A 15164-nucleotide genomic window follows, 5' to 3' on the forward strand; every position below is an offset into this window, starting at 1 on the left:
TTTTTGCGGTGGTCTTCCTTTTTTTTTGGGGGGGGGGGGGGGGGGCGCCGCCCGGCCCCCGGGGGGGAATCACTTCGGAGCGAGGCGGGTAGCGCCGTCCAGGCGGATGGTCTCGCCGTTGAGATAGGTGTTGCCGAGGACGAAGCCGACCAGGCTGGCGAAATCATCCGGCTTGCCCAGGCGCGACGGGAACGGGATGGAGGCGGCCAGCGACTGCTGCACGGCCTCGGGCATGCCGTCCACCATCGGCGTCCAGAACACGCCCGGGGCGATGGTATTGACGCGGATGCCGAAGCGCGAGAGTTCGCGGGCCATCGGCAGGGTCATCGACACCACGCCGCCCTTGCTGGCGGCATAGGCGGCCTGGCCAATCTGGCCTTCGTAGGCGGCGATGCTGGCGGTGTTGATGATCACTCCGCGCTCGCCGTCGTCCCCGGCCTCGTTGTGCTGCATGCGGTTGGCCGCGGCCTTGGCCACGTTGAAGCTGCCGACCAGGTTGACCATCACCGTGCCCTGGAAGCCGGCCAGCGGCATCGGACCCTCCTTGCCCAGTACGCGGCCGGCGCCAAGGATGCCGGCGCAGTTCATCGCCACGTTCAGGCCACCAAGGAAGTCGTGGGCCTGGTCGATGGCCGCGGCCACGGCTGCCTCATCGCTGACGTTGACGTTGAAGTAGCGGGCCGAGTCGGCCCCCAGCTCGACCACGGCGGCCGCGCCCTTGTCGTCGTTGAGATCGAACAGGGCGACCTTGCCGCCATTGGCGACCAGATGCTGGGCCACGGCCAGGCCGAGGCCGGAAACGCCGCCGGTGATCACGGCACGTACGGAAGACAGCTGCATTGAACGGTCCTGCAGGTTCGAGAACCGCCGATTCTAACGGAAGCCACGGCGCGCGCCGTTGTGCGCTGCTGCAATCGGGCAGGGGCGGTAGAGTCGAGCTTGCTCGACTAAATGTGCCCAGAGCAGTCGAGCAAGCTCGACTCTACTCGACGCCCCGGGCCATGCCGGGCGGGTCGCGCCCGCGCAGCCGCCGCTCGAACTCGCCGGCGGGCAGGCCCGGGGCGAACAGGAAGCCCTGGCCGATGGTCACCCCCAGGCCCAGCAGGCACTGGCGCTGGGCTTCGGTTTCCACGCCCTCGGCCACCACGCCCAGGCCCAGGCTGCGGGCGATCGCGCAGACCGCCTCGCACACCGCCACGTCCGAGCGGTTGCGCGGGATGCCCTCGACGAACAGCTGGCTCAGCTTCAGGTCGTGGATCGGCAGCCGGCGCAGGTAGTTCAGCGCGCTGTAGCCCTCGCCGAAATCGTCGATGGTCAGCATCACGCCCATCTCGCGCAGGCGGGCGAAGGTGCGCAGGGTGTCCGGCGCGTCCTCGATCAGCACCCGCTCGGTGAACTCCAGTTCCAGCACCGTACCGGGCAGCTCGAACTCGTCCAGCACCTGGCGCACCCAGCGGGCGAGGTCCTCGCCGACGAACTGCCGCCAGGACACGTTGACCGCCACCCGCATCGTCTCCAGGCCATCATCCTGCCATTGCCGCACCTGCCGGCAGGCCTCGCGCAGCGCCCACTGGCCGATCCGCACGATGTCGCCGGTGTGCTCGGCATGGCCGATGAACAGGTCCGGGCGCATCTGCCCCAGCTGGCCGTTGTGCCAGCGCATCAGCGCCTCGCAGCCGGTGATGGCGCCGGTGCGCAGGTTGATCTGCGGCTGGTAGACCAGGCGGAACTCATCGCCGTCCAGCGCCTTGTGCAGCCGGCTCTCGATCTGCAGGCGGTCGTTCTGGCGCTCGGCCAGTTCCTGCGAGAACACGTGCCAGCCGTTGCGGGTGCGGCGCTTGCACTCGTACATGGCGGTGTCGGCGTTCTGGATCAGCTGCTGCGGCCGGTCGCCGTCGCCCGGGGCCTTGGCGATGCCGATGCTGGCGGTGACCTGGAATTCGTCGCTGCCCAGCTGGAAGGGCGAGGAGAACGCAGCGGTGATGCGCTCGGCCAGCTGCTCGGCCTGGTCGGGCTGGTCGCGCAGGTCGCAGATCACCAGGAACTCGTCGCCACCGAAGCGGGCGAGCAGGCCTTCGGTGCCGATGGCGGTGGCGATGCGCCGGGTCGCTTCGATCAACAGCTCGTCGCCGGCGTTGTGGCCGAGCAGGTCGTTGACCACCTTGAAGCGGTCCAGATCGATGTACAGCACCGCCACCCGGTCGTGGCCCGGGCTGCCCATGCGCACGCCGAGATCGGTGAGCACCGCATCGCGGTTCATGATGCCGGTCAGCGGGTCGGTGCGCGCCTGGACGCGCAGGGTCTCTTCGGCCTGCTTGCGTTCGGTGATGTCCTGCACGGTGCCGGTGATGCGCGCGGCATCGACGTCGCCGGTGGAGACCTCGCCGATCATCCGGATCCAGAACGAGTGGCCGTCGCGGCGCTGGCCCTGCAGCTCCAGGCCGAAGCTGCTGCGGTGTTCGATGGTGTCGGCCAGGGCCTGCTGCAGGGAGGCGCGGTCATCACTGCGCAGGCAGTCCAGCAGGTCGGTCATGTCCTGCAGGTCGTCGGGCTGGCCGACGATGCGCCGCGCCTCGTCGGTCAGGTACAGGCGCTGCAGGCTGCGGTCCCATTCCCAGCCGCCGATGTGGGCCAGCGACTGCGCCCGCGCGAACAGCAGGTTGTTGCGCTTCAGCTCGGTGATGTCGCTGAACATCGAATAGACATGGTCGGCCTGGTCGCAGCCGGTGCCGAACACCGGCACGTTGGTGGTCGACAGCCACAGCATGCGCCCGCGCGGGCGGTGGTACAGGCCGATGATCGTGCTGCGGATGACCCGCCCGGCCTGGAAGCAGCGGATGGTCGGCCACTGTGCCTGGGTGAGGGTGTTGCCGTGCTCGTCGACGATCAGCCAGGCCTCGGGGTCGAGCAGGGCGTCGAAGGCATTGCCGTTGCTGGTGATGCCGAGGACGCGGTGCGCGGCCGGGTTGGCCGAGATCACCCGCAGGTTGCGGTCGAACAGGATCACGCCCTTGTCGATCGATTCCATCAGCAGGCGGTAGCGCGATTCGGCACGCCAGCGGCCGCTCAGGTCGCGCGCCACGGCCACGATGCAGGGCTGGCCGTGGTCCTGGAAGCCGGCCGAATGCACCTCCACCGGGAAGCGGCTGCCATCGCCGCGCATGTTGGTCACTTCGATGACATAGGTGTCACCGCGGTTCAGCGCTTCCCAGACCGGCTGCAGGTGGTCGCTGGGCAGGTCGGGATTGAGCAGTTCGATCGGCTGGCCGACGATGGCCTCGCGGGGGCGGTCGTAGGCGTGGACGCCGGCGCGGTTGACGTCCAGCACCACGCCGTCGGCGCTGAGGATGCTGACCGGGTCGGGCACCGCATCGAACAGGGCGGCGTAGCGTTCCTGTGCCTCGCCCATGCGCAGGCGGGCGTCGATCAGTGCCTCCATCGCCTGGCGCAGCAGGCGGGCCTGCGCGGCGGGCGGGGCGCCCGCCAGCGCGGCCTGCAGTGCGGCCAGCGCGTCGTCGGTCACGGCGGATGCTTCGCCGTAGGCCGGGACGTCGCGCGGGCCGCTGTCGTTCATGTCGCCGCCAGGGCCTGCCCGACCCGGCTTGCAGTGGCGCGGCCGAGCAGGCCGGCCAGCCAGCGCCCGGTTTCCGCAAGGGCCGGCAGGTCCACGCCGCATTCCAGGCCCAGGCCCTGCAGCAGGTAGACCACGTCCTCGCTGGCCACGTTGCCGCTGGCGCCCTTGGCATAGGGGCAGCCGCCGGCGCCGGACACCGCGCTGTCGACCACGCGCACGCCTTCCTCCAGGCAGCTGGCGATGTTGGCGATGGCCTGGCCGTAGGTATCGTGGAAGTGCACGGCCAGGGCGCTCATCGGAATCTCGGCGGCGACCGCCTTCAGCATGGCCCGCGCCTTGTGCGGGGTGCCGACGCCGATGGTGTCGCCCAGCGAGATTTCGTAGCAGCCCATCTCATGCAGGGCACGGGCAACGCGCGCCACGTCGGCCAGCGGCACCTCCCCCTGGTAGGGGCAGCCCAGCACGGTGGAGACGTAGCCGCGCACGCGCACGCCGTCCTCGGCGGCACGGCGCAGGATCGGCGCGAAGCGGGCCAGGGACTCGTCGATGCCGGCATTGGTGTTGGTGCGGTTGAAGGCCTCGGAGGCGGCGGTGAACACCGCCACTTCCTGTACGCCCACGGCGCACGCACGGTCATAGCCCTGCTCATTGGGAACCAGCACCGGGTAGGCGATGCCGGGACGGCGGTCGATGCCGGCATAGACCTCGGCCGCATCGGCAAGCTGCGGAACCCAGCGCGGGCTGACGAAACTGGTCGCTTCGATGGTGCGCAGGCCGGTGGCGGACAGGCGGTCGATCAGGGCGATCTTGTCGGCGGTAGCTACCGCCTGCTTTTCGTTCTGCAGACCGTCACGCGGGCCCACTTCCACGATGCGGACGAAATCGCTCATCGGCGCACCTCCATGGCGGGCAGGGTGGGGCGGGCGGCAGATGCGGAAGCGGGTGCGATCACGGGGATTCCTGGAGAACGGGGGCGGCCCGGTCTCCACCGGGCTGCCAACAGGGATACGCAGGTCGGCCGCGAAAGCGGCCACATTCCTGTGCGGGAATCAGTTGAAGTGGTGGCAGACGGCCGCGATGTTCGTTGCCGTCGGGGCAGATCAGGCCTCCGTCACCCAGTGCGGGGCGCGCTTGTCGAGGAAGGCGCCCAGCCCTTCCTGGCCCTCGGCCGACACCCGCAGGCGCGCGATCAGGGCGGCATTGTCGCGGTCCAGGGTGTCACGGTCGTGGCTGTCGCGGACCTGGCGGACCAGTTCCTTGGCCGAGGACGAGGCGATCGGGCCGGCCTTGTCCAGCAAGGCCAGCTGGCGCTGCACGGCGTCGTCCAGGCGCTCGGGCTCGACCAGCTGGTGGACCAGGCCGATGCGCAGGGCGGTTTCCGCATCGAAGTGCTCGCCGGTGGCGAACCATCGGCGGGCCTGGCGTGGGCCGATGGCCTCGATCACGTAGGGCGAGATCACCGCCGGCAGCAGCCCAAGGCGGCTCTCGGTCAGGCCGAAACGGGCCGCGCTGGTGGCGATGGCGATGTCGCAGCAGGCGACCAGGCCGACGCCGCCACCGAAGGCTGCGCCGTGGACCCGGGCCAGGGTCGGCTTGGGCAGCTCGTCCAGGGTGCGCATCAGGCGCGCCAGAGCCAGGGAATCCTCGCGGTTCTCGGCCTCGCTGGCGGCGGCCATGCCTCGCATCCACTGCAGGTCGGCACCGGCGGAGAAGGACGCGCCGTGGCCGGCCAGCACCACCACCCGCACCGCCGGGTCGCGGCCGGCGGCTTCCAGGGCGCCGGTCAGTCGGGCGATCAGGCTCGCGTCGAAGGCATTGTGCAGCTCCGGCCGGTTCAGCCAGAGGGTCAGGACGGCGCCATCGCGCTCGATCAGCAAAGCATCGTTCATGGGATTCCGGGGTTACTCCATACCTGTATGGATCATAGCGGGCCATTGGTCATGGGCCATGACGCGACGCGGGAATGTTAGAATCGAGAACCATTTACATCCAGCTGAGATCGCGCTAGATGACGCTGTCCGAACTGCCCCTGCATACCCCGGCCGTGGTCGATTCCGTGCAGGATCTGCACGCCAACGATGCCATCGCCCGGCGCCTGCGAGAGCTGGGTTTCGTCAAGGGCGAGGAAGTGCGCCTGGTGGCCAAGGGGCCGGTCGGTGCCGAGCCGCTGCTGGTGCAGGTCGGGTTCACCCGTTTCGCACTGCGTATCAGTGAAGCCAAGCGGATCGTCATCGACACCGCCCGTGTGGAGTCCTGTGCATGAATGCTGCCGTCAACGCCGCTCCCCTGCGCATCGCGCTGGTCGGCAATCCCAACAGCGGCAAGACCGCGCTGTTCAACCAGCTGACCGGCAGCCGGCAGAAGGTCGCCAACTACACCGGCGTCACCGTCGAGCGCAAGGAAGGCCGCCTGCGTGCGCCGTCCGGCCGCGAGTTCGCCGTGCTCGACCTGCCGGGCGCCTACAGCCTGCAGCCGGCCAGCCTGGATGAGGCGATCACCCGCGACCTGTGCCGGGGCTTCTACCCGGGCGAGGCCGCACCGGACGTCCTGCTGTGCGTGATCGACGCCACCAACCTGCGCCTGCACCTGCGCTTCGCGCTGGAACTGCGTGAGCTGGGCAAGCCGATGGTCATCGCGCTGAACATGGTGGACGCGGCCCAGCGCCGTGGCATCCGCATCGACGTGGCCGCACTGGAGCGCGAGATCGGCGTGCCGGTGGTGGAAACCGTGGCCGTGCGCAAGCAGGGCGCCAAGGCCCTGGTCGACCGCCTCGATGCGATGGTGCCGCACCTGGATGCGCCGCTGGCCGGCGTCGAGGGCGGCATCGATTACCACGCCAAGGTGCGCAGCATCCTTGCGGCGGCCGTCAGCATGCCGGCGCGCACCGCGAAGATCGACGACACCCTGGACCGCTGGCTGCTGCACCCGGTGTTCGGCCTGATCACCCTGGTGGTGGTCATGTTCCTGATCTTCCAGGCGGTGTTCGCCTGGGCCACGCCGCTGATGGATGGCATCGAAGCCGGCTTCGGCTGGCTGGGCGAATTCGTCGGCGGCGTGCTGCCCGAAGGCCCGCTGACCAGCCTGCTGACCGACGGCATCATCGCCGGTCTCGGCGGGGTGGTGGTGTTCCTGCCGCAGATCCTGATCCTGTTCGCCTTCATCCTGGCGCTGGAGGAGTCCGGCTACCTGCCGCGCGCGGCCTTCCTGCTCGATCGCATGATGGCGGGCGCCGGCCTGTCGGGCCGTTCCTTCATCCCGCTGCTGTCCAGCTTCGCCTGTGCGGTGCCGGGCATCATGGCCACCCGCAGCATCCAGGACCCGCGCGATCGCCTGGCGACCATCCTGGTGGCGCCGCTGATGACCTGCTCGGCACGACTGCCGGTGTACGCGCTGCTGATCGGTGCGTTCATCCCGGCCGGCAAGGTCGGCATCTTCAACCAGCAGGGCCTGGTCCTGTTCGGGCTGTACGTGGCCGGCATCCTCAGCGCGCTGGTGATGTCGTGGGTGATGAAGAAGTGGCGCCGCGACAAGAGCGAGCACCCGCTGATGCTGGAGCTGCCGTCCTACCGCCTGCCGCACGTGCGCGACCTGGCCGTTGGCCTGTACGAGCGCGGCATGATCTTCCTTCGCCGGGTGGGCGGCATCATCCTGGCCCTGACCATCCTGCTATGGGTGCTGCTGACCTTCCCGGGCGCCCCGGCCGACGCCACCATGCCGGCCATCGATTACAGCTACGCCGGCCAGATCGGCCATGCGATGACCGCGATCTTCGCGCCGCTGGGCTTCAACTGGCAGATCTGCATCGCCCTGATCCCGGGCCTGGCCGCGCGCGAAGTGGCGGTGTCTTCGCTGGCCACGGTCTACGCGCTGTCGGCGGCCGATGACGATGCGGCCATCTCGGCGCTGTCGCCGGTGGTGGCCGATGGCTGGTCGCTGGCCACCGGCCTGGCGCTGATGGTGTGGTTCATCTACGCACCGATGTGCATTTCGACGCTGGCCACCATCAAGCGCGAAACCAATTCGTGGAAGACGATGGGCTTCTCGGCGCTGTACCTGTTCGCGGCGGCCTACGTGGCGGCACTGATCACCTACCAGGTGACCGTGGCGCTGGGAGGCGGCTGATGGACGCCGGCCTGCTGATCCAGTACCTCATCGTCGCGGTGGCCGTGCTGGCCAGCGTGTGGGTGGTGATGAAGAAGCAGTTTCCGGGTACCACGCGCAGGCTGCGCAGCACGCTGGCACTGGCCCTGCTGAAGCCGGGCCGGGCCGCATGGATGCAGGGCCTGGGGCGGAAGATCGCGCCCCCGGCCAGCGGCGGTGGTGGCGCCTGCGGTGGCTGCGACAGCTGCGGGCCGACCAAGAAGTAGAGTCGAGCTTGCTCGACTGAATCGCCTTGATCCCATCCACGCGTGGCGTGGATCTACCAGGCTGCATCCACGCGTGGCGTGGATCTACTGGACGGTTCTGCGCGCTGCCGCTAGCCTGCGTGCATGAACCAGACTCCCCTGCGATTGCTCATCCATGGCGCTTCCGGGCGCATGGGCCAGGCCCTGCTGCGCCTGGCTGCCGAACACCCCGAAACCCTGCAGGTCGTGGCCGCCGTGACCGGCCGCGCACCGGCCCAGCGCGTGATCGAGGGCGTGCCGTACTTTGCCGCCAGCGAGCTGGCAGGCGTGCCGGCGTTCGATGTGGCGATCGATTTCAGCCTGCCCGAGGGCTTCGACCCGATGCTGGCGCTGTGCGTGGAGCGTGGTGCGGGCCTTGCGTCGGGCACCACCGGCATTTCCAGCGTGCAGCGGCAGGCCCTGGAAGCCGCCGCGGGCGCGATCCCGCTGGTCTGGGCGTCGAACTTCAGCCTGGGCGTGGCCGTGCTGGATGAACTGGTCGAGCGCGCCGCGCAGGCGCTGGCCGGCTGGGACTGCGATGTGGTCGAGTCGCACCACACCCAGAAGAAGGATGCGCCGTCGGGCACCGCGTTGACCCTGGGCGCGGCCGCACAGCGGGGTGGGGCGGAGCCGCACTACGCCAGCCTGCGTGCCGGCGACATCGTCGGCGAGCACCTGGTGCAGTTCACCGGGCTGGGTGAGCGCATCGAGCTGGTGCACCGCGCGACCAACCGCGACATCTTCGCCCGCGGCGCGCTGTTTGCCGCCCGCCAGCTGCAGGGGCGGGCGCCGGGCAGCTACCGGGTACGGGACCTGCTGGACGGACCCCGTTAACCGGTAGCGCCGGGCCATGCCCGGCGGCCTCGTCAGTTCCGCCGGGCATGGCCCGGCGCTACCGCAGATGGCCCGCATACGCTGCAGGATTGAAATGAATACGCAATCGCCTGTTCATAAAGCGATATAACCGCTGGCGCGAGCGCCCCGGCAGCGCTACAATTCGCACTCGCCGAATCACGAAAGCCGGACCGGTCCCAGACCGTACGTCCGCGCTTTTTTGCAACCGGATTTCCGTGAAGCGCAGGCGTGACTTCGGCAGCCCCCTCGGTAGCCAAAGTGAGATTTCCGTGACCCAAGCCGCAATCCTCGTCCTCGAAGACGGCACCGTATTCGAGGGCGAATCCGTAGGCGCGCCCGGCCTGTCCGTCGGTGAGGTGGTGTTCAACACCGCCATGACCGGTTACCAGGAAGTGTTGACCGACCCGTCCTACGCCCGGCAGATGGTCACGCTGACCTATCCGCATATCGGCAACACCGGCATGACCGACCAGGACAATGAAGCGTCCAAGGTGTGGTCGGCCGGTCTGATCGTGCGCGACGTGCCGCGCCGTCCCAGCAACTGGCGCAGCCAGGTGTCGCTGCAGGACTGGCTGATCCAGCGTGGCGTGGTCGCCATCGCCGGCATCGACACCCGCAAGCTGACCCGCATCCTGCGCGAGAAGGGCGCGCAGAACGGTGCGCTGATGGCCGGCGACATCGACGTGGAAAAGGCATTGGAAGCCGCCCGCAAGTTCCCGGGGCTGAAGGGCATGGATCTGGCCAAGGTCGTCACTACCGAGAAGACCTACACCTGGACCGAAGGCCAGCTGGACCTGGACGCCAACGCGTTCGTCAGCGTGCCGGCCAGGTTCAAGGTCGTGGCCTACGACTTCGGCGTGAAGACCAACATCCTGCGCATGCTCGCCGAGCGCGGCTGCGAAGTGACCGTGGTGCCGGCGCAGACCCCGGCTGCCGAGGTGCTGGCACTGAAGCCGGACGGCGTGTTCCTGTCCAACGGCCCGGGTGACCCGGAACCGTGCGACTACGCCATCGAAGCGATCAAGACCTTCATCGACGTGAAGATCCCGACCTTCGGCATCTGCCTGGGCCACCAGCTGCTGGGCCTGGCCTCGGGCGCCAAGACCATGAAGATGGGCCACGGCCACCATGGTGCCAACCACCCGGTGCAGGACCTGGACGACGGCCGGGTGATGATCACCTCGCAGAACCACGGTTTCGCGGTCGACGAATCGACCCTGCCGGCAACCCTGCGCGTGACCCACCGTTCGCTGTTCGACGGCACCAACCAGGGCATCGCCCGCACCGACGTGCCGGCGTTCTCGTTCCAGGGTCACCCGGAAGCGTCGCCTGGCCCGACCGACGTGGGTCCGCTGTTCGACCGCTTCGTGGCCCTGATGGAACAGAGCAAGGCGTGATCAGTTCGCCGCCGGCTTGCCGGTGGCGTCGCGATGGACCGTAAGCCCCCGCATCGCTGCTGCCCCTGGCGCGGCGCTGCGGATCAAGATTCCTGATCGACAGCGTGCGATCACCCCCCTTGTCACGCTGTACTGACTTAGAGAAGAAAATGCCCAAGCGCACTGACCTCAAGACCATCCTCATCATCGGTGCTGGCCCGATCGTCATCGGCCAGGCCTGCGAGTTCGACTACTCCGGCGCCCAGGCCTGCAAGGCCCTGCGTGACGAGGGCTACCGCGTGGTGCTGGTCAACAGCAACCCGGCCACCATCATGACCGACCCGGAGATGGCCGACGCCGTCTACATCGAGCCGATCAACTGGCAGACGGTCGAGAAGATCATCGCCAAGGAAAAGCCCGATGCACTGCTGCCGACCATGGGTGGCCAGACCGCGCTGAACTGCGCGCTGGACCTGGCCGACAACGGCGTGCTGGAGAAGTACAACGTCGAACTGATCGGCGCCAAGCGCGAAGCGATCCGCATGGCTGAAGACCGCGAGCTGTTCCGCGTCGCCATGGGTGAGATCGGCCTGGAGTGCCCGACCGCCGCCGTCGCCCACACCCTGGACGAGGCGCTGGAGATCCAGACCCGCGTCGGCTACCCGACGATCATCCGCCCGAGCTTCACCCTGGGCGGCAGCGGTGGCGGCATCGCCTACAACCGCGAAGAGCTGGTCGAGATCGTCAGCCGTGGCCTGGAACTGTCGCCGACCACCGAAGTGCTGGTCGAAGAGTCGGTGCTGGGCTGGAAGGAGTTCGAGATGGAAGTGGTCCGCGATACCGCGGACAACTGCATCATCGTCTGCTCGATCGAGAACCTGGACCCGATGGGCGTGCACACCGGTGACTCGATCACCGTGGCCCCGGCGCAGACCCTGACCGACAAGGAATACCAGCGCCTGCGCGATGCCTCCATCGCCGTGCTGCGCAAGATCGGCGTCGACACCGGTGGCTCGAACGTGCAGTTCGGCATCAACCCGAACACCGGCCGAGTCGTCGTCATCGAAATGAACCCGCGCGTGTCGCGCTCCTCGGCGCTGGCCTCCAAGGCCACCGGCTTCCCGATCGCCAAGGTCGCCGCCAAGCTGGCCGTGGGCTACACCCTGGACGAACTGAAGAACGAAATCACCGGCGGCCTGACCCCGGCCTCGTTCGAGCCGTCCATCGACTACGTCGTCACCAAGATTCCGCGCTTCGCCTTCGAGAAGTTCCCGGCCGCCGATGCCCGCCTGACCACCCAGATGAAGTCGGTGGGCGAGGTGATGGCGATGGGCCGCACCTTCCAGGAGTCGATGCAGAAGGCCCTGCGTGGCCTGGAAACCGGCAAGGTCGGCTTCGACCCGACCGGCCTGGACCTGACCAATGAAGACGACCTGCAGACCCTGCGTCGCGAGCTGAAGGCCCCGGGCCCGGAGCGTCTGTTCTACGTGGCCGATGCCTTCCGCGCCGGCATGAGCGTGGAAGAGATCTACGCGCTGTCCTTCATCGACCATTGGTTCCTGGACCAGATCGAGGAAATCATCGAGGCCGAAGCTGAAGTTGCTGCCGGTGGCATCGACGCACTGGACGCCGCGCGCCTGCGCAAGCTGAAGCGCGCCGGTTTCTCCGACGCCCGCCTGGCCCAGCTGACCGGCACCAACGAAGCGGCCATCCGCGCGCTGCGTCGTGCCCACAAGGTGCGCCCGGTCTACAAGCGCGTCGATTCCTGTGCCGGTGAATTCTCCACCGGTACCGCCTACCTGTACTCGACCTACGAGGAAGAGTGCGAGGCCGCGCCGACCAATCGCAACAAGATCATGATCCTCGGCGGTGGCCCGAACCGCATCGGCCAGGGCATCGAGTTCGACTACTGCTGCGTGCACGCGGCACTGGCGCTGCGCGAGGATGGTTTTGAAACCATCATGGTCAACTGCAACCCGGAAACCGTGTCGACCGACTACGACACCTCCGACCGCCTGTACTTCGAACCGCTGACCCTGGAAGACGTGCTGGAAATCGTCGAACTGGAACAGCCGAAGGGCGTGATCGTGCAGTACGGCGGCCAGACCCCGCTGAAGCTGGCGCGCGCGCTGGAAGCAAACGGCGTGCCGGTGATCGGCACCAGCCCGGATTCGATCGATCTGGCCGAAGACCGCGAGCGCTTCCAGCAGCTGGTTGATTCGCTGAAGCTGAAGCAGCCGCCGAACCGCATTGCACGCAACGACCAGGAAGCCCTGCTGCTGGCCCGTGAGATCGGCTACCCGCTGGTGGTGCGCCCGAGCTACGTGCTGGGCGGCCGTGCGATGGAGATCGTCTACGGCGAATCCGACCTGGCCCGCTACGTGCGCGACGCGGTGAAGGTGTCCAACGATTCGCCGGTGCTGCTGGACCGCTTCCTGGACAACGCCGTGGAAGTGGACGTGGACATCATCGCCGACAAGGACGGCAACGTCCTGATCGGTGGCGTGATGGAGCACATCGAAGAAGCCGGCGTGCACTCCGGTGACTCGTCGTGCTCGCTGCCGCCGTACTCGCTGTCGGCCAAGACCCAGGCCGAGCTGCGCCGCCAGGTGGTGGAGCTGGCCAAGGCCCTGAACGTGGTCGGCCTGATGAACACCCAGTTCGCGATCCAGACCAACGACGATGGCGATGACACCATCTACCTGCTGGAAGTGAACCCGCGCGCCTCGCGTACCGTGCCGTTCGTGTCCAAGGCCACCGGCATGGCGCTGGCCAAGATCGCCGCGCGCTGCATGGCCGGCAAGACCCTGGCCGAGCAGGGCGCGACCGAAGAGATCGTGCCGGACTACTACTCGGTGAAGGAAGCGATCTTCCCGTTCGCCAAGTTCCAGGGCGTCGACCCGATCCTCGGGCCGGAAATGCGTTCCACCGGCGAAGTGATGGGCGTCGGCCGCACCTTCAACGCCGCCTTCGCGCGTGCGCAGGAAGCGGGCGGCATCAAGGCCCCGCCGGTCGGCAAGGCCTTCGTCTCGGTGCGTGACCCGGACAAGAAGCGCGTGCTGCCGGTGGCCAAGGCCCTGCTGGCGCGTGGCTACACGCTGGTCGCCACCCGTGGCACCGCCGCGTGGCTGCAGCAGCACGGCATGGACTGCGAGATCATCAACAAGGTGGTCGAAGGTCGTCCGCACATCGTCGACTCGATCAAGAACGGCGAGATCGTCTACATCGTCAACACGACCGAAGGCCGTGCCGCGATCAACGATTCGTTCTCGATCCGTCGCGAGGCGCTGCAGCACCGCGTCACCTACTCGACCACCATTGCCGGCGCCAAGGCGCTGGTGGATTCACTGGAATTCCGCGGCACCGGCCCCGTCTGGTCGCTGCAGGAGCTGCACAAGGAGTTGAATGCATGAGAGCCCCCATCACGATGAAGGGCGCGCAGAAGCTGCGCGATGAACTGGATCACCTGAAGTCGGTCAAGCGCCCGAAGGTGATTGCCGCGATCGCTGAAGCGCGTGAGCACGGCGACCTGAAGGAGAACGCCGAGTACCACGCCGCGCGCGAGGAACAGGGCTTCATCGAAGGCCGCATCAAGCAGCTGGAAGGCGAGCTGTCGCACGCCGAGATCATCGACGTGAGCAAGCTCAATGCCGGCTCCAAGGTGGTGTTCGGCGCCAGCGTGACCCTGGCCGACGTGGAAACCGACGAAGAGAAGAAGTACCAGATCGTCGGTGACCTGGAAGCGGACATCAAGCTGGGGCTGATCGCCATTTCCTCGCCGGTGGCGCGCGCGATGATCGGCAAGCTGGAAGGCGATTCGATCGTGATCGACGCCCCGGCCGGCCAGCGCGAGTACGAGATCGTCAGCGTCAGCTACGTGGCCTGACCGGGTGGCAACGGCGACCCTGTTGTTGCCGGCACGCAGCCGCTTTGCAGCGGCTGCACTGCCAGACGAGGTGGCGCGCGCCCTGGGCCGCGCCACCGCCGTGCAGCGGGATGCGGGTGAACGCGCCCAGCTGCAGCGCCACTTCACCGTGGCCGCGCCGCACTGGCCGGTCGCCGCACTGACCCGCCAGCGCGATGTCGGCGACGCCGCCGGAGCATGCTGGCTGCGCGCCGATCCGGCCTGCATGGTGCCGGACATGCACGGTGCGCGGATGATGGGCCACGGCGAGACGCTGCGGCCGACCCTGGCCGACAGCCTTGCGCTGCTGCCGGTGCTGCAGCCGTTGTTCGCCGATGCCGGCTTCGTGCTGGATGCGCCGGACCCGGCGCGCTGGTACCTGCGCCTGCCGATCGACATCGACCTGCCGACCTTCGACAGCCCCGACGACGTGCTGGGCGACGACCTGTTCTCGCACCTGCCCGAAGGCGAGGCTGGCCGTCGCTGGCGTGCCTTGATGACCGAGGCGCAGGTGCTGCTGCACAACCATTCGTGGAACCAGCAGCGTGCCGCACAGGGCCAGCAGCCGATCAATTCCCTGTGGTTCTGGGGCGGCGGCGTGATGCCGGTGTCTGTGACCACGCAGCACGTGCAGGTGCGCAGCCGCGATGCCCTGCTGCAGGGACTGGCCCAGGCCGCCGGCGTATCGGTGGATGGCGAGCAGTCCGTCGATGCCCTGGTCGACCTGCGCCAGCTGCGTTCGCTGCAGCAGCTGGGCAACGATGCCATCCGCCCGCTGCTGGTGGCCCTGCAGCGCGGTGAGCTGCAGCGCCTGGTGCTGGATTTCGAAGACGGCCTGCAGTTCCAGCTGGACAAGCGCCAGCGCTGGCAGTTCTGGAAAAAGCCCCGCCAGCTGCACGACTGAGGGGGGTCTCGGCCGAGCGGGGTCGGATCCCGTTGCTGCGCAACGGGCTCTGACCCCAGATTTTTCTCGATATCTGACAGATGTGTCGACCAAGGTCGACACCTACCAACAGCCGTGGGGGCCCCCCCGGGGCCCCCCCCCCCCCCCCCGGGGACCCAAACAAGCA

General features: G+C 68.1%; 12 protein-coding genes. 8 read left to right on the forward strand and 4 right to left on the reverse strand.

Translation table 11 applies throughout. The features are described from left to right. Positions 1-69: 69 nt before the first annotated feature. The 4 genes from IAE56_RS17550 to IAE56_RS17565 all read right to left on the reverse strand — a co-directional run bounded on the left by IAE56_RS17550 (position 70) and on the right by IAE56_RS17565 (position 5463). A complete protein-coding gene (locus IAE56_RS17550; RefSeq protein WP_200753414.1) occupies positions 70-840 on the reverse strand; it encodes an SDR family NAD(P)-dependent oxidoreductase in 771 nt (256 codons plus the stop codon). 142 nt (positions 841-982) lie between these two features. Continuing rightward, on the reverse strand, positions 983-3574 hold the full coding sequence (locus IAE56_RS17555) for an EAL domain-containing protein (RefSeq protein WP_200753415.1): 2592 nt from the start codon (positions 3572-3574) through the stop codon (positions 983-985). After that, positions 3571-4464: a hydroxymethylglutaryl-CoA lyase gene (locus tag IAE56_RS17560; RefSeq protein WP_200753416.1), complete on the reverse strand. Its 894-nt coding sequence runs from the start codon at positions 4462-4464 to the stop codon at positions 3571-3573. The genes IAE56_RS17555 and IAE56_RS17560 overlap by 4 nt, the downstream gene beginning before the upstream one ends. A gap of 210 nt (positions 4465-4674) precedes the next feature. After that, complete coding sequence (locus IAE56_RS17565) at positions 4675-5463, reverse strand: enoyl-CoA hydratase/isomerase family protein (protein ID WP_200753417.1); 789 nt, start codon at positions 5461-5463, stop codon at positions 4675-4677. A 119-nt stretch (positions 5464-5582) separates the two neighbouring features. On the opposite strand from IAE56_RS17565, the gene IAE56_RS17570 reads away from it, so the two are divergent. From IAE56_RS17570 to IAE56_RS17605, 8 genes are all read left to right on the forward strand, one after another. Next, on the forward strand, positions 5583-5837 hold the full coding sequence (locus IAE56_RS17570; protein ID WP_200753418.1) for a FeoA family protein: 255 nt from the start codon (positions 5583-5585) through the stop codon (positions 5835-5837). Further along, positions 5834-7696 carry a ferrous iron transport protein B gene (feoB, locus tag IAE56_RS17575; protein WP_116864578.1) on the forward strand — a complete coding sequence of 621 codons (1863 nt, stop codon included), beginning with the start codon at positions 5834-5836 and terminating at the stop codon, positions 7694-7696. The genes IAE56_RS17570 and feoB overlap by 4 nt, the downstream gene beginning before the upstream one ends. Continuing rightward, complete coding sequence (locus IAE56_RS17580) at positions 7696-7941, forward strand: DUF6587 family protein (protein ID WP_108768735.1); 246 nt, start codon at positions 7696-7698, stop codon at positions 7939-7941. The genes feoB and IAE56_RS17580 overlap by 1 nt, the downstream gene beginning before the upstream one ends. A gap of 123 nt (positions 7942-8064) precedes the next feature. Then, a complete protein-coding gene (gene dapB, locus IAE56_RS17585; protein WP_200753419.1) occupies positions 8065-8793 on the forward strand; it encodes a 4-hydroxy-tetrahydrodipicolinate reductase in 729 nt (242 codons plus the stop codon). Positions 8794-9083: 290 nt separating this feature from the next. Beyond that, complete coding sequence (carA, locus tag IAE56_RS17590; RefSeq protein WP_108768737.1) at positions 9084-10211, forward strand: glutamine-hydrolyzing carbamoyl-phosphate synthase small subunit; 1128 nt, start codon at positions 9084-9086, stop codon at positions 10209-10211. Positions 10212-10360: 149 nt separating this feature from the next. Next, positions 10361-13603: a carbamoyl-phosphate synthase large subunit gene (carB, locus tag IAE56_RS17595; RefSeq protein ID WP_200753420.1), complete on the forward strand. Its 3243-nt coding sequence runs from the start codon at positions 10361-10363 to the stop codon at positions 13601-13603. After that, positions 13600-14076, forward strand: a complete 477-nt coding sequence (gene greA / locus IAE56_RS17600; RefSeq protein WP_079221743.1) for a transcription elongation factor GreA — start codon at positions 13600-13602, stop codon at positions 14074-14076. Before carB ends, greA begins: the two co-directional genes overlap by 4 nt. A 4-nt stretch (positions 14077-14080) precedes the next feature. Beyond that, positions 14081-14998, forward strand: a complete 918-nt coding sequence (locus IAE56_RS17605; protein ID WP_108768739.1) for a phosphoglycerate mutase — start codon at positions 14081-14083, stop codon at positions 14996-14998. Positions 14999-15164 lie beyond the last annotated feature (166 nt).

The sequence above is a fragment of the Stenotrophomonas sp. S41 genome, from assembly GCF_016624625.1.
Taxonomy (GTDB): domain Bacteria; phylum Pseudomonadota; class Gammaproteobacteria; order Xanthomonadales; family Xanthomonadaceae; genus Stenotrophomonas.

What these genes read in the sequence shown, in the direction of transcription:
- IAE56_RS17565 (WP_200753417.1), bottom strand. Translation starts at nt 5,463, where the DNA reads ATGAACGATGCTTTGCTGATCGAGCGCGATGGCGCCGTCCTGACCCTC.
- IAE56_RS17580 (WP_108768735.1), top strand. Translation starts at nt 7,696, where the DNA reads ATGGACGCCGGCCTGCTGATCCAGTACCTCATCGTCGCGGTGGCCGTG.
- carB (WP_200753420.1), top strand. Translation starts at nt 10,361, where the DNA reads ATGCCCAAGCGCACTGACCTCAAGACCATCCTCATCATCGGTGCTGGC.
- greA (WP_079221743.1), top strand. Translation starts at nt 13,600, where the DNA reads ATGAGAGCCCCCATCACGATGAAGGGCGCGCAGAAGCTGCGCGATGAA.
- feoB (WP_116864578.1), top strand. Translation starts at nt 5,834, where the DNA reads ATGAATGCTGCCGTCAACGCCGCTCCCCTGCGCATCGCGCTGGTCGGC.
- IAE56_RS17570 (WP_200753418.1), top strand. Translation starts at nt 5,583, where the DNA reads ATGACGCTGTCCGAACTGCCCCTGCATACCCCGGCCGTGGTCGATTCC.
- IAE56_RS17560 (WP_200753416.1), bottom strand. Translation starts at nt 4,464, where the DNA reads ATGAGCGATTTCGTCCGCATCGTGGAAGTGGGCCCGCGTGACGGTCTG.
- IAE56_RS17555 (WP_200753415.1), bottom strand. Translation starts at nt 3,574, where the DNA reads ATGAACGACAGCGGCCCGCGCGACGTCCCGGCCTACGGCGAAGCATCC.
- IAE56_RS17550 (WP_200753414.1), bottom strand. Translation starts at nt 840, where the DNA reads ATGCAGCTGTCTTCCGTACGTGCCGTGATCACCGGCGGCGTTTCCGGC.
- dapB (WP_200753419.1), top strand. Translation starts at nt 8,065, where the DNA reads ATGAACCAGACTCCCCTGCGATTGCTCATCCATGGCGCTTCCGGGCGC.